This is a genomic window from Actinoplanes sp. NPDC051388 (assembly GCF_055586225.1).
On record NZ_JBVJIP010000002.1, the window covers coordinates 557,068 to 577,979 of the forward strand.

The following is a 20,912-nucleotide window of genomic DNA, read 5'->3' on the forward strand; positions in this document are numbered from 1 at the left end:
AAGCAGGTCACGGTTCGCCGAGAGTGATCCTGCCCTCTGACCCGCGACCGCGGGCCGTTTTCCCGAAAATTGCTCCCCCACATGGTGCGATCGGCTGACCCGCTATGCCCGAGTGTGCCCACCTATGCCGATTTTGATGGACAACGTTGCGTAATCGCCCGACTACGGAGCATGATGGTCCGGCGAGCTATCGCACGACGTCTGCACGGCTTGGGGGACATGAGCCCGCCGACGTCAGGGGGTAAAGGCAAGGGGGGACGTGTACAGATGGGAATGATCAGCGACTGGCCCAGCATGGCGGCGTGTCAGAGCGGAGATCCCGACGCGCTGTTCGTGCAGGGAGCCGAGCAGAACGTGGCGAAGAGAATCTGCCGCAGCTGCCCGGTTCGCTACGAGTGCCTCGCGGATGCCCTGGACAACCGCATCGAGTTCGGGGTCTGGGGCGGGATGACCGAGCGGGAGCGCCGCGCCCTGCTGCGCCGGCACCCACACGTGGCGAGCTGGCGGAAGATGTTCGAGGCCGCGCTCAAGGACAAGAACGCCGACAAGGTGCTCGTCTCGGCCCGCTGAGCAGTAGACATCCCTCCAGGGAAAGATCATCAAGCGCCGGCCAGAGCGGCGCCGATCGTCCGCAGCCCGTCGACGTCGTGCACGTCGGCGGGCTGTGCGGACACCGCCACCGTCGGCACGGCCGGGAACGCGTCGGTGAAGGCCGCGGCGACGCGTACCTCTCGATCGGTCTGCCGGAGCAACCCGGCATGGATCCGCAACGCCTCCGCGGTGACCTGGTGGTCGCCGGCCTCGTCGAGGGCGGCCGCGGCCGCCTCGCTGTCCGCCGCGGACAGCGCGCTCAGCGCCGAGCGGTGCACCCGGTTGAGCACCAGCCCGGCCAGCGGCATGCGCTCGGCGACCAGCCGCTCCGCGAAGTAGGCCGCCTCCCGCACCGCGTCGCGCTCCGGCGCGGCGACCAGCACGAACGACGTCTGCGGGTCCTGCAGGATGCGGTACGTCTCGTCGGCGCGCTGCCGGAACCCGCCGAACATCGAGTCGAGTGCCGCCACGAAGCCCGACAGATCGGTCAGCAACTGGGCGCCGAGGATCTTTTGCACCGCCCGTGAGAACAGCCCGAACGAGGCGGTGACCAGCGAGAACATGCTGCGACCACCGGTCCGGGCCGGGGCCAGCAGCATCCGCAGCATGCGGCCGTCGAGGAAGCGGGAGAGCCGCGCCGGCGCGTCCAGGAAGTCGAGCGCGGACCGCGACGGCGGCGTGTCGACCACGATCAGGTCCCACTCGCCGCCGGCCCGGAGCTGGCCCAGCTTCTCCATCGCCATGTATTCCTGCGTGCCCGAGAAGGTCGAGCTCATCGCCTGATAGAAGGGGTTCGCGAAGATCTCCGCGGCTCGCTGCGGCGTGGTGTGCGCCTGCACCACCTCGTCGAAGGTGCGCTTCATGTCCAGCATCATGGCGTGCAGCTCGCCGCCGGTGGCCTCGGTGTCGATGCCCTTGACCTGCCGCGGCGTGTTGTCCAGCTCGGTCAGGCCCATGGACTGGGCGAGCCGGCGGGCCGGGTCGATGGTCAGCACCACGGTGCGCCGGCCGTGCACCTCGGCGGCGCGCAGACCGAGCGCCGCGGCGGTGGTGGTCTTGCCGACGCCGCCCGAGCCGCAACAGACGACGATCTTGGTGACTGGGTCGGCCAGCATCGCGTCGAGGTCGAGGCGCGGAGCGGTCACTACCCGAGCGTAACGAGTCCGGTCGTCAGACACCGAGCAACAGATCCGCGAGCTCGTCCAGGCCGGCCCGGTCCACGCCCTGCGGCAGCAGCGGCAGCTCGACCATCGGCACACCCAGCTCGGTCAGCTCGGCGCGCAACGATTCCTCCAGGCCACGCCGGGTGAGATGGGCCTTGGCCTCGTCCTGCAGCAGCGCCACGGTGCCGGTGTCGGCGGGCAGTCCGGCCGCGGTCAGACCCCGCCTCAGCTCGGCCTTGGTGACCTTGCCCTCACTCAGCAGCGGCGGCCGGGCGGCGTTCACGATGATCCGGCCCACCGAGATGTCCAGCGCGCGCAGCTCGGCGATCGCGTCCAGGCTCTCCTGCACCGGCATCTCCTCGAGCAGGGTCACCACGTGCACCGAGGTGATCGGGGACCGCAGCAGGGATGCGACGCCCTCGCTCTGGGTCTTGATCGGGCCCATCTTGGCGAGCCGCGCGGTCTCCGCCGTGACGTTCAGGAAACGCCCGATCCGGCCGGTCGGCGGCGCGTCCAGCACGACGGCGTCATAGACCCGGCGACCGTCGCGGGACCGGGTGGTGGACTCCTTGACCTTGCCGGTGAGCAGCACGTCGCGCAGCCCCGGGGCGATGGTGGTGGCGAAGTCGATCGCGCCGACCTTGCGCAGCGCCCGCCCGGCGGCACCCATCTTGTAGAACATCTCGAGGTATTCGAGCAGCGCTTCCTCGGGGTCGACAGCCAGCGCACGCACCTCGCCGCCGCCCGGCAGCGCGGCGATCCGCAGCTCCTTGTAGGGCAGCGGCTCGACGTCGAAGAGCTGCGCGATGCCCTGCCGTCCCTCGACCTCGACCAGCAGGGTGCGCCGCCCGCCCTCGGCGAGACCGAGGGCCAGCGCGGCCGCGACGCTGGTCTTGCCGGTGCCGCCCTTGCCGGTCACCACGTGGAGACGCGCCGGCCAGCGCGAGGTCCGCTGTTGCTCACCCATGACTTCGAGAGTACGGCGCCGGTTACAAGGCAATCGCCGCGGAGCGAAGCGGAGCCAGTCAGCTCAGTCAGCCCGTGATCTCGCAGACCAACCAGCCCGATTTGCGGACGGTGGTGAAAGTGAGCTGCTGCTGGGCCGTCTTCTCGTCCTCGGTCGACATGGTCAGCTGCACCGAGACCGTGGCGCGCTCCTCGCCCTGCGAGTCGACGGCCGGCTCGTCCCAGCGGAAGCTCGGTGCGTCGTACTCCGCGGCATAGCCCTTGACCTGCTCGACGCGGGCGGCCAGCCGGTCCGGGTCGCGGGCCTCGCGACAGACGAGCTCACCGGCCGCGGCCGGGTCGTGACGGGTGTAGACGGCGGTCATGAACTCGTTCACCGCGGTGGCCGGATCGGGCGCGCCGGTCGAGTCCGCGTCCCGCAGCAGCAGATAGGCCGAGGCGGCGCCCCCACCGCAGAGCAGCAACGTGGTGGTCAAGGCAACCGAGATCCAAAGACCGGTACGCCGCCGGCGGTCGGCGTCGTCCGCGGTGAGCGGCACCTCCCAGGGTGGATGCGGCGCCGCACGCACGAGCTGGGCCGGGTCCTGCACCTCGGCCGGCGGTGAGTGCTGAAAGGCGAGGTGCTCGGGCGGGTCGTACTGCCACTCGCCGGGCTTCTCGTGCCGGGCGTGGAACGGCTCGCTCGCCACCGGCTGCTGCCAGCTCGCCGGGGGCCGCTCGCGGACCGGCGCGATCTCCTCGGTGGCCGCGGACCCACCGGGCACGGCGGGCATCTGCTCGGTCTGGTCGGCAACGCGGGGGATTTCGTCGGTCGATGCTGACAAATCGGACACGGCGGCGAACTCGCCGGTCGGCTCCGAAAAGTCGTCGGGCAGCGGCTTCGGCGCCTCGGGCACGGGCCCGATCTGCTCGGTCGGCGGCGCGGAGAGGTTGGGCACGAGCCCCATCTGCTCGGTCGGCGGCGCGGAGAGGTTGGGCACCAGGCCCATCTGCTCGGTCGGCGGCGCGGAGATGTCGGCGGTCGGCGCGGATCGCTCGTCGGCGAAGGCGCCGGCCGGCGGGAACGCCACCTCGGACGTGACCGGACCGGCGTCGATGAAGTCCGCGGAAGCCGAAACGGTCTCGGCGGCCGAGTCCGCCCCGGAGACTGGATCCGCCTCAGAGGCCGAGTCCGCCTCAGAGGCTGAGGCGGACTCGTGTGGCGGTTCCGGAACGGGCACCGGCTCGGGCGGCGGGATCGGTTGCGGATGATCCGGCTCGGGCGTCGGGACCGGTTCGGGCTCGGGATGACCGGACGGTGCTGTCATCGGCTGTCCTCCATCCTTTCCCGTTGGTGACATCGGACTCAGCCTAACGAAATGCGGGCCCGCGCGAGCCCTAAGCTGTCGCGGTACCCGAATGAAGGAGCACTGAACCGCATGCAGAAATGGGAGTACGTCACCGTGCCCCTGCTGGTCCACGCGACCAAGCAGATCCTCGACAACTGGGGTGAGGACGGCTGGGAACTGGTGCAGGTGGTGCCCGGTCCGAACCCGGAGCAGCTGGTGGCGTACATGAAGCGGCCCAAGTCGTGACCACCCCGACGCCGGTCAGCGGGGACGGCGGCGCGGCGATCTACGCCAAGCTGGCCGAGCTGGGCCTGACCCTGCCGCAGGTGGTCCCGCCGCTGGCGGCCTACCTGCCGGCCGTGCAGTCGGGCAACCATGTCTACGTCTCCGGTCAGCTGCCGATGGTGGAGGGCAAACTCATCGCCACCGGCAAGGTCGGCGCCGAGGTCGAGCCCGAGCAGGCCGCCGACCTGGCCCGCACCTGCGCGCTGAACGCGTTGGCCGCGATCGACGCTCTGGTGGGCCTGGGGCGGGTGGTGAAGATTGTGAAGATCACCGGTTTCGTCGCTTCCGCGCCCGGTTTCACCGGCCAGCCGGCGGTGGTCAACGGCGCCTCCGAGCTGTTCGGCGCGGTGCTCGGCGAGCTCGGCCGGCACGCTCGCAGCGCGGTCGGTGTCGCGGAGCTTCCGCTCGGCGCCCCGGTCGAGGTGGAGGTCATCGCCGAGGTCGTTTGATCCGTTCAGCGACGTGGCTTGTCTGTGAGTTCATGCGCGATTCGTGACCGAAAGTGACCGGATCGCACATCCAGTCTCTGCCAGGTGGCCCCGAGCGACGTAACATCCGGTACGTGGGGGGTGCTGCGGACGGCGGGCTGCCGGCAGGGGTGACGCTGGTGCGCGCGCCCAATCCGGGGCCGATGACGCTGGACGGCACGAACAGCTGGGTGCTGCGTGCCTCGCGGTCGGCCGGCGCCCTGGTGATCGACCCCGGGCCACGTGACGACCTGCACCTGGCGGCGATCGCCGCGCATGCGCCGGTGAGCGCCATTTTGATCACGCACGGCCACCACGACCACGTCGAGGGGGCCGCCAAGCTGTCCCGGCTGCTCAGCGGGGTGCCGGTGCGCGCGGCCGACCCGCAGCACTGCGTCGACTCGCCGCCGTTGCGGGCCGGCCGGCTGACCGAGGCCGGACTGCGGCTCGAGGTGCTGGCCACACCCGGGCACACCGCCGACTCGGTCTGCTTCGTGACACCCGAGGCCGTGTTCACCGGGGACACCATTCTCGGCCGCGGGACCACCGTGGTGGCTCATCCGGACGGCGATCTCGGTGCGTACCTGGCCAGTCTCGAGGTGCTCAGCTCGTACCCGAGGATGTTGTTGCCCGGGCACGGCCCGGCGGGGGCCGACTGCGCCGCCGCCGCACGGACCTATCTCGCGCATCGGCGCGAGCGGCTGACGCAGGTGCGCGCCGCGATGGCGGCCGGTGCGGACACTCCGGAGGCGATTGTTGACGCTGTGTATCCAGACATCGACCCGCGGGTGCGCTTCGCGGCAGAATGGTCCGCCGCGGCGCAACTGGACTACCTGAGGCGGGAATCACAACCCGGGCCGGAACAGTTGGACCCGCTGTGACCTGTCCCGTGTGTGGAACCGTCGCCGTGCCGGGCGCCCGTTTCTGCCACAACTGCGGCGCGGCCCTTCCGGCCGCGGCCACCCTCCCGGCCGCCGAGCGGCGCATCGTGACCGTGCTCTTCGGCGACCTCTCCGACTTCACCTCCTGGTCCGAGGACCTCGACCCGGAGCGCGTCGGCGCGGTCACCGACCGCGTGCTGGCGGCCCTGGCCGGCGCCGTGAAGACCTTCGGCGGGCACGTCGACAAGCTCACCGGCGACGGGATCATGGCGGTCTTCGGCGCGCCGGTGGCCCACGAGGACGACGCCGAGCGGGCGGTCCGCGCCGCGCTGAGCATGCAGCGCGCGGTCCGCCGGGTGCTGGACGACGAACGCGGCGGCGGCGCCCCGCTCGGCCTACGGGTCGGGCTGAACACCGGCGAGGTGGTGGCCGGCATCCAGGCCGCGATCGAATACACCGTCATCGGCGACACCGTGAACACCGCCGCCCGGCTGGCCGACGCCGCCGCGGTCGGCACCATCTATGCCGGCTCCCGCACCAGCGGCGGCACTCGGCACGTCGCCTCCTGGCGGCAGTTGCGCCCGCTGCGGCTCAAGGGCAAGCGCGAGCCGGTGCCCGCGTTCGAGCTGCTCGGCCTGCACGACGCGCCCGGCACCCGCTCGGGTCTGGGCGACGAGGCGCCGTTCGTGGGCCGGGAGAGCGAGCTGGGGCGGGTCTCCGGCCGGCTGGCCGAGGTGATCGACACCGGCACCCCGCGGATCCTGGTGATGACCGCCGAGGCGGGCATCGGCAAGACCCGGTTCGCCGGCGAGGTCAAGCGCATGGCGGCCGGCTACGACCTGGGCAACGGGCGGTTCGCCGCGCACACCGGGGCACGGGTGCTGCGGGTGCGGTGCCGCGCGTTCGGTGAGCGCCGCCGCTTCGCGCCGCTGGCCGACCTGGTCCGTAAGTCGGCCGGTCTGCCCAAGGACGTGACCGCGACGATCACCCGGCCGGTGGTCGAGGAGCGGCTGCGCAAGCTGATCAATCGCCTGGGCCGGGACGGCGAGCCACCGAAGGTGGACATCGACCGGCTGCTCGGGCTGCTGGGCTACGGCGAGGCGCCGACCACGCCGGTCGGCCCGAACGCGACCGCCGACTGGCAGCCCAGCGGCAAGCGCACCGATGCCGAGGCCATCTCGATCGCGGTCGCCGACCTGCTCAGCGCGCTCTCCCAGGAAGCGCCGCTGGTGGTCATCGTGGACGACCTGCACGACGCCACCGCCACCACGGTGGACGCGCTGGGCAGCACGCTCTCCCGGCTGGACGGCCCGGTCGTGGTGCTGCTGCTCGGCCGGCCCGAACTGGTGCGCACCGCGGGCGCGCTGACCCGGCTGGCCGACGCCGAGGTGCACACGCTGCCGCCGCTGCGCGGTGCGGACGCCTCCCGGCTGCTCAACTCCTATCTGAACGGCGGCAAGCTGGCGCAGGCCGACGCGGACCGGCTGCTGGCCACCGCGCAGGGCAACCCGTTCTATCTGGCCGAGCTGGTCACGCTGCTGATGGAACGCGGCGCGCTGACCCCGGCGGTGGGCGCGAACGCGGCCGGGCGCTGGCAACTCGCCGACGGGTCGCTGGGCAGTCAGCTGCTCTCCCGCGACCTGGCCGCGGTGCTGGCCGCCCGCATCGACGCGCTGCCCGCCGAGCCCCGCTCGGTGCTGCGGGACGCGGCGGTGGTCGGCGACACGGTGCCGACCGGTGTGATCGAAGCGCTGCGCGAGCGCCGGGCGAGCAGTGACGCGCGGCCCGGCGCGGTGGCGGCGGTCGAGCTCGAACGGGCCGTCGACGAGCTGCTGCAACGCCGCATGCTGCACCGCGTGCGGGGTGGGTTCGCGTTCAGCACGCCGCTGATGCGCGAGGCGTCCTACTCCGGGATCGGCCGGGCGGACCTGGCCGACAAGCACGCCTACCTGGCCCGGTGGGCGGCCCCGGAGAGCGTGACCGAGCTGGGCTACGACGCCGCCGGGCGGCTGGCGCTGACCGAGAACGAACGGGACATGTTCGTCGCCACCCACGCCGAGTGCGCGGTGGAACTGGCCGACCAGGTGCGGCTGCGCACCGACGCGCCGGCCCGCGAGGTGGGCAAGCTGGGCATCAACGCGCTGGGCCGGCTGGCCCGGCGGTCGCTGGCCAGCGTGGAGCCGGCCGCCGCGATCGAATACGGCGACCGCGCCGCCGCCCTGGCCAAGGGCGACCTGCCACTGCCGGACCAGCTGGTGCACGCCCGCGCGCTGCTGCGCCTGGGCCGGGCCGACGAGGCGCTGGCCTACGGCGAGAAGATCGGCGGCAACCCGGCGAACGAGCCGGTGGCCCGGGCCGAGGCGCTGCTCGTGGCCGGCCGGGCGCACGAGGCGCTGGGCGACCTGCCACGCGCGGTCGCGGCCTGGCAGGAGGCGCTGGAGGTGGCCACCGACGCCGAGCTGGCGCCGGAGCGGGCCAACGCGATGCGCCGCCTCGGCATGGCCGACTTCCTTTCCGGCAAGCTCAGCCAGGCGAGCAGCCGGTTCGCCGCGGCATATCAGGTGACGCTGGCCGCCGGTGATCGCCACGGGCAGGCCTGGGCGCTGCAGAACCTGGCCTGGGTGACCACCACTCGCGGCGACTTCGCCGGCACCGACGCGGTGCTCGGCCGGGCCGCGCGGCTCTTCGCCGAGCTGGGCGATCCGGTCGGGCGCTCCTGGCTGCGCGGCACCACCGCGTTCGCCCGGCTGCTCTCCGGCCGCCTGGCCGAGGCGCGCCGGCTGGCCCGGATCTTCCTGCCTTTCGGTGAGCGGGTCGGTGAAGGCTGGGCGGTGGGCACGCTGCGCGCGGTCGAGGCGTACGCGGCCTCGGAGCAGGGTGACCTGGCCGAAGCGGACGCGGAGGCTCGGCAGGCGTTCCGTGAGTTCGCCGCGGTCTCCGACGACTGGGGCCGGGGCCTGGCGCTGGTGGTGCGCGGCGCGATCGCGCGCGGGCTCGGCGAGTGGGACCACGCGCACGACCTGCTCACCGACGCGCTGGGCTTCGCCGACCGCACCGGGCACCCGCTGCTGCTCGGCATGGCCGGCACGATCCGCGGCTTCGTGTCGCTGCAGCAGGGCGACGTGGCCGCGGCGGAGGCGGATGCCCGCCGGGTGATGACCGCGGTCGAGCCGCACAACCCGCTGGCGCCGGCCCAGGTCGGGCCGCGGGTGCTGCTGGCCGAGGCGCGGCTGCGGGCGGGCGACCCGTCCACCGCGGTCGGTCTGCTCGCGCCGATCGCCAGCGACACCGGCTCGCCGTCGCTGCTCTTCTCGCGGCGGCACGCGCTGGCCTCCTATGCCTCGGCGCTGCTCGCCGACGGCCGGCCGGACGCCGCGCTGGCCTGGATCCGGCGGGCCGAGGACGCGCCGGCCGAGGACGTGCGCAGTTGCGTGGTGACCGCCGGGGTGCTGGCCCGGGTGCTGGCCGCGACCGGCTGCATGGACGACGCGCGGGCCGCCGCGGAGGAAGCGGTGCGGCTCGCCCACTCGACGCAACAGGCGGGTGAACGGCCGGCGGCGGAGGAGTTGCGGGACGCGCTGGCGCTCCAGATCACGCCTGCCGCGCAAACTGTCGCGTACGCGTCTGACGTGCCGGGATGATCTCTTCCTCGCCTGGCGTATTTTCATAACCGTGACGGACACCTCGCCTGGCGCTCTGCCCACACCCTACGTGCCAGGCATGTCCGGCTTGTCGGTCATGGCCCGCGGTGGGTACGCCACTGTGTACAAGGCGACACAGGACTCGGTCGGCCGTGAAGTGGCCATCAAGGTCGAGAACAGAACCCTGGAAAATCCTCGTGACCAGGCGCGATTCCTGCGCGAGGCACGGGCCGCCGGCCGGATGTCGTCGCACCCGCACGTGGTCGACCTGTTCGACGTCGGCGTCACCGTGGATCAGCACCCCTACCTGATCATGGAGTTGTGCGACGGGTCGTACCTGGATCGGATGCGCATCTCGCCGCTCGGCGCGGTCGAGGCGCGCGATCTGGGCGTGAAGATCGCCGACGCGCTGGTGCACTCGCACGCGAACGGGGTGCTGCACCGCGACGTGAAGCCGGCGAACATCCTCTACTCGCACTTCAACCCGGCGGTGCTGGCCGACTTCGGGCTGGCCGTGCTGGGCGAGATGCGCGATTCCTCGGTCACGCTCGAGGTGCTGACCCCGGCGTACGCGCCGCCGGAGATGTTCCGGCACGACGCGCCGTCCGGCGCGGTCGATGTGTACGCGCTCTGCGCGACGCTCTACGCGGTGATGCGCGGGCACCCGCCGCGCTGGGAGACCGACCGCAGCCCCAGCCTGATCACCCTGATGGAGCTCTTCGACCGGCCGATCCCGGACCTGCCGCACGTGCCGTACTCGCTGACCGAGGTGCTGCGTTACGGCATGGCCAACGACCCGCGCGCCCGGCCGACCGCCGAGCAGTTGCGCGAGATGCTCGGCGGCCTGCAGCTGGCGCCGGGCGGGCCGCCGCCTCCGCCGCCGTCGCTCTATCGCTCGGCCAGCTTCACCCAGCCGCGGCCGGTGCCGCCGGCCACGCCGACGCGGTCCGACGACACGCCCACGGTGCACACCGAGCGTAAGAAGCGGAAGTGGTTCCTCGGCGGGTTCGGCGTGTTCCTGCTGCTCACCGCCTCGCTGGGCGGCGCCTGGCTGGTCTCGGCGCAGCGGCCCGCGGTGCGGTCGATCGCGGGCAAGCTGCGGATGCCGGTGGCGTCGACATCGCCGCTGGGGTGGCGGGTGTTCGCGACCGGCACGCTGCCGGCGTCCGTGGACCCGCTGGATCGGGACGCCGTGACCAGCGACGAGACGGTCCGGCAGGTGTGCAGCGTGCGGTCGTTCCGGCGGGCCACCTCGGTCGAGGACCTGGACGGGTGGTCCTTCTCGGTGCAGCCGTCGACCGGGGACGACCGCACCTTCCGCTGCCTCGCGGCCCCGACCCGGTAGCTACTCCGGGTCGAGCACCGCCAGCAACTCGCCGGTGTCGACCTCGGCGCCCGGGTGCACCGGCAGCGAGGCCACCACGCCCGCGGACGGCGCGTGCACCGGGTGTTCGAGCTTCATCGCCTCGAGAGTGAGCAGCAGCTCGCCGGCCCGGACCCGCTGGCCCGGCACCACCAGCACCCGCCGCACCGCGCCCGGCAGCGGTGCGATCAGGGAGCCCTCGGCGGCCTCCGGCGCGGGCAACGGGAAGCGGGACAGCTCGCGCAGCGTGACCGACCCCTCTGGACTGTCCACGTAGGAGACCTCGCCGACCCGGTGCACACCGAAGGTCAGCCGGATGCCGCTCACGTCCAGCACCACCCGGTCGGCGGCCGCGTGCACCACCGTGGTCGGCGGGTGGTCGTCGATGGTCGGCTCCTGGCCCAGCCCGGCCAGGTCCAGCTCCTCCGGGTCCACCGCGCGCACCCACCAGCCGGCCAGCTCGCCGTGCCGGTTCATCCGGTAGCCCACCTCGACCGGGCCGGCCGGGCCGTCGTAGACCGCGGTCTGCGAGCCGGACGGGACGTTGCGCCAGCCGCTGGGCAGCGACGCCAGCACCCGGGCCGACGAGCGGCGCGATGCGGCGCCGGCCAGGGCCGCGGCCAGGCAGGAGATGCGGACGGCGTCCACCGAGGACAGCAGTGGCGCGAACACCTCGGGGTGCCGGTCCAGGAAGCCGGTGTCCACCTCGCCCATCCGGAACGACGGGTGGCGCAGCACGCGGACCAGCAGGTCGCGGTTCGTGACCACGCCGTGCAGCCGGGCTCGGGCCAGCGCGGAGGCGAGCATCCGGGCCGCCTCCGGCCGGGTCGGGGCCCAGGCCACCAGCTTGGCCAGCATCGGGTCGTGGTGCACGCCGACCACCGAGCCGTCCGTGACGCCGGAGTCGAGGCGCAGGCCGGGTTGTGGCAGCGGGCGGAACGAGCCGGCCACGTCGGGCACCTCGAACCGGTGCAGGGTGCCGGCCGCGGGCAGCCAGGCGTACGCCGGGTCCTCCGCGCAGATCCGCACCTCGATGGCGTGCCCGCGGATCGGCGGCGGGCCGGGCATCGGCAGGCTGCCGCCCTCGGCCACCAGCAGTTGCAGGCGGACCAGGTCATAGCCGGAGACGCACTCGGTGATCGCGTGCTCGACCTGCAGGCTCGGGGTCAGCTCGAGGAAGTGGAAGTCGCCGGCCGGGTCGAGCAGGAACTCGACCGTGCCGACGCCGACGAAGCCGAGCGCCCGGACGCTGATGATGGCCGCGCGGCACAGTTCCTCGCGCAGGCCCGGGTCCACCGCCGGGGACGGGGTCTCCTCGACGATCTTCTGGTAGCGGCGCTGCACCGAGCATTCGCGCTCGCCGAACGGCACCACGGCGCCCTGCGCGTCGGCCAGGATCGGCACCTCGATGTGCCGGGCATCCTCCACATAGGGCTCGCAGAAGACGTCCGAGCCGACCTCCTGGCGGGTGGAGGCGACCGCCTCGGCCAGCGTGACCTTGTCGCGGACCACGCGCATGCCCGCGCCGCCCTCGCCGATGGCCGGCTTGATCAGCACCGGGAACCGGCTGACCTTCTCCGGGTCGGTGTACGTCGGGAGCACGCGTACCCCGGCCTCGGAGACCCTGATCTTGCTCTCGATCTTGTTGTGCAGAGCGCCCAGCGTCTTCGCCGGCGGGCCGACCCAGATCATCCCCGCGTCCGCGACCGCCGCCGCGAAGTCCGGGTCCTCGGCCATCACGCCGTTGCCCGGGTGCACCGCGTTGGCGCCGGCCCGCTTGGCCGCCGCGATGATCAGGTCGCCGCGCAGGTAGGTCGCCGACGGCGCGTTGCCGGGCAGATGGACGGCGTAGTCGGCCTCCGTGACGTGCGGCGCGTCGGCATCGGCGTCGGAGTAGACGGCTACGGTCTCGATGCCGACCAGGCGGCAGGTGGCGAACACCCGGCGGGCGATCTCACCACGGTGGGCCACCAGAAGACGTCGGATCACTTCTCTGTCCTCTTCACTTTGCAGTGCGGTGGAGCCGCTCAGGGGAGCGCGGCCCTCTTTCCAAGCTGGTGCGGCGAAAGCCGGCTGAGGGGCGCGGCTTAGGCGAATCAGGGTCTGAAGACGCCCACGTGCTCGGCGCCCTGGACGGTCGCGCTATGCACTGCGGAAAGGCAAAGGCCCAGCACGGTACGGGTGTCGCGCGGGTCGATGACCCCGTCGTCGGGAAGTTTGCGCCGCTGATCCGGCTCCTCGGCCGGCCGCTCCACCGGCCAGCTGAAGAGGAACCGCGGCTCGTACGCGCGGCCGTAGATGCCGCCCATCTCCTGCGCCGGGGTGCCGCCGATCATCAGCGTCAGGTGCGGCACCGTCGACTTGGCGACCGCGTGCACCAGCGGCGCGCCGTGCCGCACGTCGGCCGCCTCCCGGTCCTCGACAGTGGCGTTGCCGGTGTACTGCACGAACAGCAGGGTGGTGTCGGTGGCGTTGGCGAGCTGGATGAAGTGCACCGCCTTCTGTGTCTCCGCCGGGGTGAAGGTGCCGCCGAGGTTGGCGACCACGCCGAGCGGGTAGCCGTGCAGCTCGCCCCAGCCGGTCACCAGCGCGGTGCCCTGGGTCGGCTTGAACTCGTCGAAGTCGCTGTCGTCCAGGATCCGGGCCAGCACCTCACGCGGGTCGAAGACCTCGGCGCCGGCCATCGTGAGCAGGGCTTCCGCGTCGTAGCGCGGGGCCGGGGGCGGGACGGTGCGGGGTGCCGGACCGCGCTTGCGCCAGTTGAAGCGGCGTACGCACTGGCGGGCCAGCCGCAGTCCGTCGCGCTCGTCCTCGGCCAGCTGGTCGGCCGGCCCGGTCACGCCGGCCGGCACGGTCGGGGCGCTGCGCACCTCGGGGCCGCTGCCGTTCGCGGTGGCGCGTACCGGTTGGGGGTGGATGGTGAGCACCTTGGCGTGCCCCCGCACCATGATCGTGTAGTCGGAGAGCGCGGGCAGGTAGGCCGCGTCGCCGGTGGTCGCGCCGAACACCACGCACACGGTCGGCACCCGGTCCGCGGTGAGCTGGCTGAGGTCGCGGGCGATGGCGCCGCCCGGCGGCGGCCCGGTCGGGGCCGCGGCCCCGGTCGATTCGACCAGATTGACCAGTGGCAGGCGGTTCACCGCCGCGATGCGCGCGGCCCGCCGGATCTTCTCCACCGTGTACGGGTTGACCGCGCCCCCGTCCACCGTCGGGTCGTTGGCGATCACCACGCACTCGACGCCCTCGACCACCCCGATGCCGGTGACCACGCTGGCGCCGACCGGATAGCTCGAGCCCCAGGCCGCCACCGGGGACAGCTCGAGGAACGGACTGTCCTGGTCGAGCAGCATCTCGACCCGCTCGCGTGGCAGCAGCTTGCCGCGGGCGTGGTGCCGCGTCACCCACTTCTCGCCGCCGCCCGCCCGGGCCTGGTCCAGCGCCACCTCGAGCTCGGCCAGCCGCTCCAGCATGCTGCTGCGACTCTGCAGATAGGCGGGGGTGCGCGGGTCGATCGCGCTGTCGAGGACGGTCATGTCGTCACCCCGCTGCGCAGCCCGCCGGCCCCTGCCTTGCTCAAGTCCGCGCCCTCTCGCTGAGATGTCGTGCCTCTCGACCACCTCCACAACGAGTGGCTGACCGGGTGCGACACGGATCTTGGCGTCCTTCAATCAGGTGGCTGGACCTTGTGTTTCGCGCACGACTCAGGGGCCGCCCAGATCGGACGGCCCCTGTCGATGCGTTCAGTCGGTCAGACCCGCGCTCTGCGCGCCAGCCGCTCCGGGTCGAGGATGATGACGCTCTTGCCGTCGAGCCGCAGCCATGCGCGCGAGGCGAAGTCGGCGAGTGCCTTGTTCACCGTTTCGCGGGAGGCGCCGACCAGCTGGGCGAGCTCCTCCTGGGTGAGGTCGTGGGTCACCCGCAGCACGCCGCCGTCGCGGGTGCCGAACCGGCCGGCCATCTGCAGCAGGTTTTTCGCCACCCGGCCGGGCACGTCGGTGAAGATCAGGTCGGCCAGTGCGTCGTTCGTCCGGCGCAACCGTCGTGCCAACACGCGCAGTAACTGCTCGGCGATCTCCGGCCGGTTGTTCAGCCACGGCCGCAGGGACGATTTCTTCAGCCGGGCCAGCCGGGTGTCGGTGACCGCGGTGGCGGTCGCCGTCCGTGGGCCCGGGTCGAACAGGGAGAGCTCGCCGAGCATGTCGGACGGGCCCATGATCGAGACGAGGTTCTGCCGGCCGTCGGCCGCCCGGCGTCCCAGCTTGATCTTCCCGGAGAGCACGATATAAAGGCTGTCGCCGGCTTCACCCTCATTGAAGACGATGTCGCCCTTGCGGACCTCGATCGTGTCCATCTCCTTGGCGAGCGCCTCCGCGGCCTCCGGGTCAACGCCCTGGAAGATCCCGCTGCGCGCCAGCACCTCATCCATCGCCGCACCTCCACCTGCGCGTCTACCCGCGCTCGATCAGTCTAGGCGCACGCGGGCCGGAATCGGGCGGGCACCCCTTGATCCAAGTCCCGCAGCGTAATCGCTGCGGCTGTGACGGCCGCGAATTTCGTCGCTCTCGGTGAGCTGTGATGGGCCGAACGACCGTCGTCCGCGGTTGCCACCCGACGGTATCGTCGCCGTCGATGAATGCCCACCCCCCGCCCGCGCGTCGCGGCCTGTTCGGCCACCCCCTGCTCACCGCCACCGCCACCGTCGTGGTCGCGGCGCTGCTCGGCATGGGTGTCGGCGGGGTCGCCCTGGCCACAAATCGCGACAAGACGGACCGGTCGGCGCAGTGGGAGTCTGCCCCTTCATCCGCGGCGCCGTCCGTGAAGTCGGCCGCGCCGCGGGAGGAGTCGGCCGGCGTCGAGTCGATCAAGATGTCCGCGACCGGCGACATCATCATGGGCAGCGCGCCCAACAAGCTGCCGGCCAACGGTGGTGCGGGCTTCTTCGACTCGGTGGCCGAGGGGCTGAAGTCCGATCTGGTGATGGGCAACCTCGAGCAGCCGCTCACCGGCGACACCGGCACCTCCAAGTGCGGGTCGCCGCCGCGCGCCAATTGTTTCGCGTTCCGCTCGCCGACCTCCTATGCCAAGCACCTCAAGGACGCCGGTTTCCAGCTGCTGAACACGGCCAACAACCACTCGAAGGACTTCGGGTCGCAGGGCTACCGCAACACGGTCAAGGCGCTCGAGGCCGAGGGGCTCGAGCACACCGGCGCCCAGGACCAGGTCACCGTAGTGGAGACCAACGGGGTCAAGGTCGCGGTGGTCGGCTTTTCGTCGTACGAGGGCGCGAACAAGCTGAACGACCTCGACCAGGCGCGCTCGGTGGTGAAGAAGGCGACCGGCGAGGCCGACCTCGTCGTGGTGCAGGTGCACATGGGCGCCGAGGGCTCGGACAAGACGCACGTCAAGCCGGGCAACGAGCTGTTCTTCGGGGAGAACCGGGGCGACCCGATCGAGTTCTCGCACGCGGTGATCGACGCGGGCGCCGACGTGGTGATCGGGCATGGTCCGCACGTGCTGCGCGGCATGGAGTTCTACCAGGGCAAGTTGATCGCCTACAGCCTCGGCAACTTCGCCGGCGGCGGCAAGACGCTGTCCAGCACGGGCGTGTTGAAATACGGCGCGATCCTGCACGTGGAGTTGGCGCCGGACGGGTCGTTCCGGGGCGGCAAGGTGCTTTCCACCTACATGAACGCGGTGGGGGTGCCGACCCGGGACGACGAGCAGGAGCGCGGCCGCAAGCTGATCGCCGACCTGTCCGAGGACGACTTCGGCAGCTCCGCGGCGCGGATCGGCGACGACGGATCGATCCGTCCGCCACGCTGACCGGGCTGTCGCACCTGCGACGTACTCTTTACCGGTGACTCCGCCCGCTGCCGCGACCGCCGCGACCGTGCTCGCCCGTGCGGCCAGGCGTTTCGCCGGGGAGACGCCGATCGGTCGCAAGCGCCGCGCCCGCAAGATGGCCCGCGAGCTCGCCGAGACGCATCCGGACGCGCACTGCGAGCTCGATTTCGAGACGCCGCTGCAGCTGGCGGTCGCCACCATCCTGTCCGCGCAGACCACCGACGTGCGGGTCAACGAGGTCACCCCGACCGTCTTCAAGCGCTGGATCACGCCGGCGGACTACGCGTCGGCCGACCGCGAGGAGATGGAGGCGGTGCTGCGGCCGACCGGCTTCTTCCGGGCCAAGACCGACTCGCTGATCAAGCTCGGCCAGGCGCTCGTCGATCGTTTCGACTCCGAGCTGCCGGCCACCCTCGACGACCTGGTCACCCTGCCGGGCATCGGGCGCAAGACGGCAAACGTGGTGCTCGGCAACGCGTTCGGGGTGCCCGGGCTCACCGTCGACACGCACTTCCGGCGGCTGGTCAACCGCTTCGGCTGGGTGCACGAGGAAGACCCGGTCAAGATCGAATTCCAGGTGGCGGATCTGATCGAGAAGCGCGACTGGACGATGCTGTCGCATCGGGTGATCTTCCACGGGCGGCGGGTCTGCCACGCGCGCAAACCGGCCTGCGGCGCGTGCACGCTGGCGCCGATGTGCCCGTCCTACGGCACCGGCCCGACCGACGCGGCCGGTGCGGCAAAGCTGCTGAAGGGCCCGCGGGCACGCGACCTGGCGGCGCACGCGGGGGTTGATCCCGCGTTGGTGCCCGCGGCGGCCGTCCGCTCGCCGGAGGCGCCGTGAGGGCTCGCCCGTTGTGGCTCCTCCTGCCGTTCGTGCTGCTGCTGGCCGCCTGCACGGCCGAGTCCACGTCGCCACCAGCGGCCGAGGCCGAGACGCCCTCGCCGTTCGACGACTGCGCGACCCTCGTCGCCTCCGCTTCGCCGGCGCCCGTTCCGGCCCTGACCGAGGGCCAGGTGGCGCTGCCCGATCTGACCCTGCCGTGCTTCACCGGCGGGCAGTCGGTCGCGCTGCCGAGCCTGCGCGGGCCGGCCGTGATCAATCTGTGGGCGTCCTGGTGCGGGCCGTGCCGCGAGGAGCTGCCGGTGGTGCAGGCGTTGGCCGACCGGGCCGACGGCCGGGTCGCGGTGCTCGGGGTGGACGTGGGCGACAGCCGGGAGGCCGCGGCGTCCTTCGCGGCGGCGCGTCAGGTGACCATGCCGGTGCTCTATGACCGCGATCGGCAGCTGCTCGCCGCCCTGGGCGCGGTCACGCTGCCGGTCACCGTCTTCGTCGACTCGGCCGGTCGTGGGTTCGTGCATCCGGTGCCGGTGGACGCGCGCGAGCTGTCGTCGCTGGTGCGCACGCACACCGGTGTGACGGTGACGCCGTGAGCGATCTGCCGGAGTGGTGGCAGCCCCTCTTGGGGCGGGTGCCTTCCCTGCGCACCGAAGACTTCACCACCCTGCGCGCGCCGAAAGGCGTCGGGCGACGCAGCGCCGTGCTGGTCCTGCTCGGCGAGGAGCGGCCGGGCGAGCCGGACATCCTGGTCCTGCAGCGGGCCGCCTCCATGCGCAACCACGCCGGACAGCCTGCCTTCCCCGGCGGCGCGGCCGACCCGACCGACGCCGACGCGGCGGCCACCGCCCTGCGTGAGGCCGGCGAGGAGGTCGGCCTCGATCCGGCCAGCGCCACCGTGCTGACCACGCTGCCGGAGCTGTTCATCCCGGTCAGCTCGTTCGTCGTCACCCCGGTGCTGGCCTGGTGGCACGCGCCGCACCCGGTGCACCCGTGCCAGCCGGCCGAGGTGGCCCGGGTCGAGCGGCTGCCGGTGGCCGAGCTGGTCGACCCGGCCAACCGCCTGCGGATCCGCCACCCCACCGGCTGGATCGGCCCGGCGTTCCGGGTCCGCGGCATGCTCGTCTGGGGTTTCACCGCCGGCGTCATCTCCACCCTTCTGGACCTGGCCGGGTGGAGCCGGCCCTGGGATCCTGAGCGGGTCGAGGGGTTGCCCGAGGCCTCGGCGCCGGTGCCCGCCACGTCCGGCGGCGCGCCCGACGAGGTGGTCCCGTGAGCCGGTGGTCCGTCACTTCTACGCTGAGTTGGTGCACGTGGTCGATGGCATCCTGATCCTGCTCATGCTTGTCTTCGCGATCAGCGGATATCGGCAGGGGTTCGTCATCGGCGCCCTGTCCTTCGGCGGCTTCTTCAGCGGCGCGCTCATCGGTCTTCAGGTGGGCCCGCTGATCGCGAACCAGTTCGCGGATGGCGCGGTCCGAGTGGTGGTGTCGCTGGTGACGATCTTCGCGCTGGCCGTGCTCGGGCAGACGCTGGCCGGCTGGTTCGGCACCAAGCTGCGCCGATCGATCACCAGCCGGCCGCTGCAGCGGGTGGACGACGCCGGCGGCGCGCTCGTGTCGCTGATCGCGGTGCTGCTGGTGGCCTGGCTGGTCGCCATCCCGCTGAAGTCGACCTCGCTGCCCTGGCTCAACCGCGAGGTGCGCAGCAGCGCGGTGCTCGACGGCATCAACCAGCTGATGCCCGCGCAGGCCCAGGCGCTGTCCTCGGCGCTGCGCACCACACTCGACACCAACGGCTTCCCCGAGGTCTTCAGCGGACTCACCCCGACCAACGCTCGCGAGGTGGCTGCCCCCGACCCGGCGCTGGCCAAATCGCAGGTCGTGATCAACAGCAAGAAATCGGTGATCAAGGTGCTGGGCACCGCGCCGAGCTGTTCGCGGCGCATCGAGGGCTCCGGCTTCGTCTATGCCCGCGAGCGGGTGATGACCAACGCGCACGTGGTCGCCGGCACCCGCGAGGTGCAGGTGGAGACCACCAACGGCCGGCTCGACGGCACCGTGGTGGTCTACGACCCCAAGCGCGACCTGGCGGTGATCTATGTGCCCGGGCTGCGCGCGCCGCAGATGTCCTTCGTGGACAAGCAGGCCGCCTCCGGGGCGAGCGCGATCGTGCTGGGTTACCCGCTGGACGGGCCTTATGACGCGCAGTCCGCCCGGGTCAGCGAGGTGGGCAACATCCCGGGCCCGGACATCTACGACTCCGGCGAGGTCAACCGCGAGATCTACACGATCCGGGCGCTGGTGCGCAGCGGAAACTCGGGCGGTCCGCTGGTCACGCCCAACGGCAAGGTGCTCGGCGTGATCTTCGCGGCGGCCCAGGACGATCGGAACGTCGGCTTCGCGCTGACCGCCCGCGAGGCCGCCGGCACCGCGAATCAGGGCAGGGAGCGCACCCGCGGCGTCCGCACGGGCGACTGCGCTTAGCTTTCGCAGGCGCGGCTTCGGCGGCCGCGGCCGCGGCGCGGCTTTGGTGGTCGGCGGCCGCGGCCGCGGCGCGGCTTTGGTGGTCGGCGGCCGCGGCCGCGGCGCGGCTTTGGCGGTCAGCTTTCGCGGCCGCGGCGCGTCGCCCCCGGCGAGCATCGCCCGCACGATCAGACCGGTCGGTGGACGGAAGGCTCCGCGGTGTGGCCTGAGCGCGGCTGCACCTCGAGGAGATCGCCTGGCTGGCAGTGCAGCACGTCGCAGAGCGCGGTCAGGGTGCTGAAGCGGATCGCCTTGGCCCGGCCGTTCTTCAGGATCGACAGGTTGGCCAGGGTCAGGCCGACCCGGTCGGCCAGCTCGGTCAGGGTGAGCCCGCGGTCGGCCAGCAGGTCGTCCAGGTGCAGCACGACGCGGTGGTGCTCCTCGGGTGGCATCAGACCACCTCGTCGAGCTCGGCCCGCAGCCCGCGGCCGTGATCGAGGATCTGGGCGAAGCCGAAGAGCAGCAGGCCGACGAACAGCCACCAGAACTGGATCTCACCGACCAGGGCGAACGCGCCCGGCGCCGCATTCGCGACGAGCAGGAAGAACGCCAGGATGCGGACCGCCTCGGCGGCTGCCCCGCCGACCAGCACGACGACGCCCAGCCGGCGCACACCGCGGGCGGTCGCCTCGGTGAACGGGTGCGTGGCGACGGCGTGGTCCACCAGCCGCCGGGCCATGAGCAGCATCGGCACGGTGGCCAGCGCCCACGGCAGGCCGTGGCTGAACGCGTCGAGCACCGTCTGCCAGAGCGTCGGATCGGGCAGGGACACACCGATCGTCTCGATCCGCAGCTGCGGATTGTCCTGCTGGAGCAACCGCGGCTGCGGGCCGAGGACCACCGACGGCAACACCTCGAACCGTCGCGTGCCAGGGCCGTCGAACCGGAACAGCACGCTGACGACGAGCAGAGCGTCGAGCCACAGCATCAGGGTGAGCAGCCGCCGGATCTGCTGCAGCGGGCGAACTGATCTCAACATTCCGCTCCTTATCGAATATCGATGCATTGATAATCGATAAG

At 72.2% G+C, this 20,912-nt stretch carries 19 protein-coding genes; 11 read left to right on the forward strand and 8 right to left on the reverse strand.

Going from position 1 to position 20,912, the window contains the following annotated elements; all coding sequences use genetic code 11:
* Positions 1 to 267: 267 nt before the first annotated feature.
* On the forward strand, positions 268 to 570 hold the full coding sequence (locus ACZ6TI_RS06880; RefSeq protein WP_465344025.1) for a WhiB family transcriptional regulator: 303 nt from the start codon (positions 268 to 270) through the stop codon (positions 568 to 570).
* Between the two features lie 29 nt (positions 571 to 599).
* On the opposite strand, the gene bagB is transcribed toward ACZ6TI_RS06880, so the two are convergent.
* The 3 genes from bagB to ACZ6TI_RS06895 all read right to left on the reverse strand — a co-directional run bounded on the left by bagB (position 600) and on the right by ACZ6TI_RS06895 (position 4,027).
* Positions 600 to 1,736 carry an ATPase BagB gene (gene bagB / locus ACZ6TI_RS06885; protein ID WP_465344026.1) on the reverse strand — a complete coding sequence of 379 codons (1,137 nt, stop codon included), beginning with the start codon at positions 1,734 to 1,736 and terminating at the stop codon, positions 600 to 602.
* A gap of 25 nt (positions 1,737 to 1,761) precedes the next feature.
* Positions 1,762 to 2,721, reverse strand: a complete 960-nt coding sequence (gene bagA, locus ACZ6TI_RS06890; RefSeq protein WP_465344027.1) for an ATPase BagA — start codon at positions 2,719 to 2,721, stop codon at positions 1,762 to 1,764.
* A gap of 67 nt (positions 2,722 to 2,788) precedes the next feature.
* The gene (locus tag ACZ6TI_RS06895) at positions 2,789 to 4,027 is read right to left on the reverse strand and encodes an Rv0361 family membrane protein (RefSeq protein ID WP_465344028.1); all 1,239 of its coding nucleotides are present in this window, start codon (positions 4,025 to 4,027) and stop codon (positions 2,789 to 2,791) included.
* A 111-nt stretch (positions 4,028 to 4,138) separates the two neighbouring features.
* On the opposite strand from ACZ6TI_RS06895, the gene ACZ6TI_RS06900 reads away from it, so the two are divergent.
* The 5 genes from ACZ6TI_RS06900 (at position 4,139) to ACZ6TI_RS06920 (ending at position 10,667) form a co-directional block, all read left to right on the forward strand.
* Complete coding sequence (locus ACZ6TI_RS06900) at positions 4,139 to 4,294, forward strand: DUF4177 domain-containing protein (RefSeq protein WP_185038204.1); 156 nt, start codon at positions 4,139 to 4,141, stop codon at positions 4,292 to 4,294.
* Positions 4,291 to 4,782 carry a RidA family protein gene (locus ACZ6TI_RS06905; RefSeq protein WP_465344029.1) on the forward strand — a complete coding sequence of 164 codons (492 nt, stop codon included), beginning with the start codon at positions 4,291 to 4,293 and terminating at the stop codon, positions 4,780 to 4,782. Before ACZ6TI_RS06900 ends, ACZ6TI_RS06905 begins: the two co-directional genes overlap by 4 nt.
* Before the next feature lie 104 nt (positions 4,783 to 4,886).
* A complete protein-coding gene (locus ACZ6TI_RS06910; protein WP_465344301.1) occupies positions 4,887 to 5,681 on the forward strand; it encodes an MBL fold metallo-hydrolase in 795 nt (264 codons plus the stop codon).
* Complete coding sequence (locus tag ACZ6TI_RS06915; RefSeq protein WP_465344030.1) at positions 5,678 to 9,322, forward strand: adenylate/guanylate cyclase domain-containing protein; 3,645 nt, start codon at positions 5,678 to 5,680, stop codon at positions 9,320 to 9,322. The genes ACZ6TI_RS06910 and ACZ6TI_RS06915 overlap by 4 nt, the downstream gene beginning before the upstream one ends.
* A gap of 31 nt (positions 9,323 to 9,353) precedes the next feature.
* Positions 9,354 to 10,667, forward strand: a complete 1,314-nt coding sequence (locus ACZ6TI_RS06920; RefSeq protein WP_465344031.1) for a serine/threonine-protein kinase — start codon at positions 9,354 to 9,356, stop codon at positions 10,665 to 10,667.
* Here ACZ6TI_RS06920 and ACZ6TI_RS06925 read toward each other — a convergent pair whose 3' ends face one another.
* The 3 genes from ACZ6TI_RS06925 to ACZ6TI_RS06935 all read right to left on the reverse strand — a co-directional run bounded on the left by ACZ6TI_RS06925 (position 10,668) and on the right by ACZ6TI_RS06935 (position 15,111).
* Complete coding sequence (locus ACZ6TI_RS06925; RefSeq protein ID WP_465344032.1) at positions 10,668 to 12,674, reverse strand: acetyl/propionyl/methylcrotonyl-CoA carboxylase subunit alpha; 2,007 nt, start codon at positions 12,672 to 12,674, stop codon at positions 10,668 to 10,670.
* Between the two features lie 107 nt (positions 12,675 to 12,781).
* Positions 12,782 to 14,218: a carboxyl transferase domain-containing protein gene (locus tag ACZ6TI_RS06930; protein WP_465344033.1), complete on the reverse strand. Its 1,437-nt coding sequence runs from the start codon at positions 14,216 to 14,218 to the stop codon at positions 12,782 to 12,784.
* Between the two features lie 215 nt (positions 14,219 to 14,433).
* On the reverse strand, positions 14,434 to 15,111 hold the full coding sequence (locus ACZ6TI_RS06935) for a Crp/Fnr family transcriptional regulator (RefSeq protein WP_285686067.1): 678 nt from the start codon (positions 15,109 to 15,111) through the stop codon (positions 14,434 to 14,436).
* A gap of 203 nt (positions 15,112 to 15,314) precedes the next feature.
* Here ACZ6TI_RS06935 and ACZ6TI_RS06940 point away from each other — a divergent pair, with 203 nt between their 5' ends.
* The 5 genes from ACZ6TI_RS06940 (at position 15,315) to ACZ6TI_RS06960 (ending at position 19,853) form a co-directional block, all read left to right on the forward strand.
* Entirely contained in the window at positions 15,315 to 16,508 is a 1,194-nt protein-coding gene (locus tag ACZ6TI_RS06940; protein WP_465344034.1) for a CapA family protein, read from the forward strand.
* A gap of 67 nt (positions 16,509 to 16,575) precedes the next feature.
* Entirely contained in the window at positions 16,576 to 17,373 is a 798-nt protein-coding gene (gene nth / locus ACZ6TI_RS06945; RefSeq protein WP_465344302.1) for an endonuclease III, read from the forward strand.
* On the forward strand, positions 17,370 to 17,963 hold the full coding sequence (locus ACZ6TI_RS06950) for a TlpA family protein disulfide reductase (RefSeq protein WP_465344035.1): 594 nt from the start codon (positions 17,370 to 17,372) through the stop codon (positions 17,961 to 17,963). Before nth ends, ACZ6TI_RS06950 begins: the two co-directional genes overlap by 4 nt.
* Positions 17,960 to 18,643 carry an NUDIX hydrolase gene (locus ACZ6TI_RS06955; protein ID WP_465344036.1) on the forward strand — a complete coding sequence of 228 codons (684 nt, stop codon included), beginning with the start codon at positions 17,960 to 17,962 and terminating at the stop codon, positions 18,641 to 18,643. The genes ACZ6TI_RS06950 and ACZ6TI_RS06955 overlap by 4 nt, the downstream gene beginning before the upstream one ends.
* A gap of 31 nt (positions 18,644 to 18,674) precedes the next feature.
* Complete coding sequence (locus tag ACZ6TI_RS06960) at positions 18,675 to 19,853, forward strand: MarP family serine protease (RefSeq protein WP_465344037.1); 1,179 nt, start codon at positions 18,675 to 18,677, stop codon at positions 19,851 to 19,853.
* Between the two features lie 167 nt (positions 19,854 to 20,020).
* Here ACZ6TI_RS06960 and ACZ6TI_RS06965 read toward each other — a convergent pair whose 3' ends face one another.
* Both ACZ6TI_RS06965 and ACZ6TI_RS06970 read right to left on the reverse strand, forming a co-directional pair.
* The gene (locus tag ACZ6TI_RS06965) at positions 20,021 to 20,284 is read right to left on the reverse strand and encodes a helix-turn-helix domain-containing protein (RefSeq protein ID WP_465344038.1); all 264 of its coding nucleotides are present in this window, start codon (positions 20,282 to 20,284) and stop codon (positions 20,021 to 20,023) included.
* The gene (locus ACZ6TI_RS06970) at positions 20,284 to 20,871 is read right to left on the reverse strand and encodes a DUF2975 domain-containing protein (RefSeq protein WP_465344039.1); all 588 of its coding nucleotides are present in this window, start codon (positions 20,869 to 20,871) and stop codon (positions 20,284 to 20,286) included. Before ACZ6TI_RS06970 ends, ACZ6TI_RS06965 begins: the two co-directional genes overlap by 1 nt.
* Between the last annotated feature and the right edge of the window lie 41 nt (positions 20,872 to 20,912).

Excerpts from the sequence above, each read along its gene's own strand:
- ACZ6TI_RS06880 (WP_465344025.1), top strand. The coding sequence starts at position 268 with ATGGGAATGATCAGCGACTGGCCCAGCATGGCGGCGTGTCAGAGCGGA.
- bagA (WP_465344027.1), bottom strand. The coding sequence starts at position 2,721 with ATGGGTGAGCAACAGCGGACCTCGCGCTGGCCGGCGCGTCTCCACGTG.
- ACZ6TI_RS06895 (WP_465344028.1), bottom strand. The coding sequence starts at position 4,027 with ATGACAGCACCGTCCGGTCATCCCGAGCCCGAACCGGTCCCGACGCCC.
- ACZ6TI_RS06900 (WP_185038204.1), top strand. The coding sequence starts at position 4,139 with ATGCAGAAATGGGAGTACGTCACCGTGCCCCTGCTGGTCCACGCGACC.
- ACZ6TI_RS06930 (WP_465344033.1), bottom strand. The coding sequence starts at position 14,218 with ATGACCGTCCTCGACAGCGCGATCGACCCGCGCACCCCCGCCTATCTG.
- ACZ6TI_RS06935 (WP_285686067.1), bottom strand. The coding sequence starts at position 15,111 with ATGGATGAGGTGCTGGCGCGCAGCGGGATCTTCCAGGGCGTTGACCCG.
- ACZ6TI_RS06940 (WP_465344034.1), top strand. The coding sequence starts at position 15,315 with ATGAATGCCCACCCCCCGCCCGCGCGTCGCGGCCTGTTCGGCCACCCC.
- ACZ6TI_RS06965 (WP_465344038.1), bottom strand. The coding sequence starts at position 20,284 with ATGCCACCCGAGGAGCACCACCGCGTCGTGCTGCACCTGGACGACCTG.
- ACZ6TI_RS06970 (WP_465344039.1), bottom strand. The coding sequence starts at position 20,871 with ATGTTGAGATCAGTTCGCCCGCTGCAGCAGATCCGGCGGCTGCTCACC.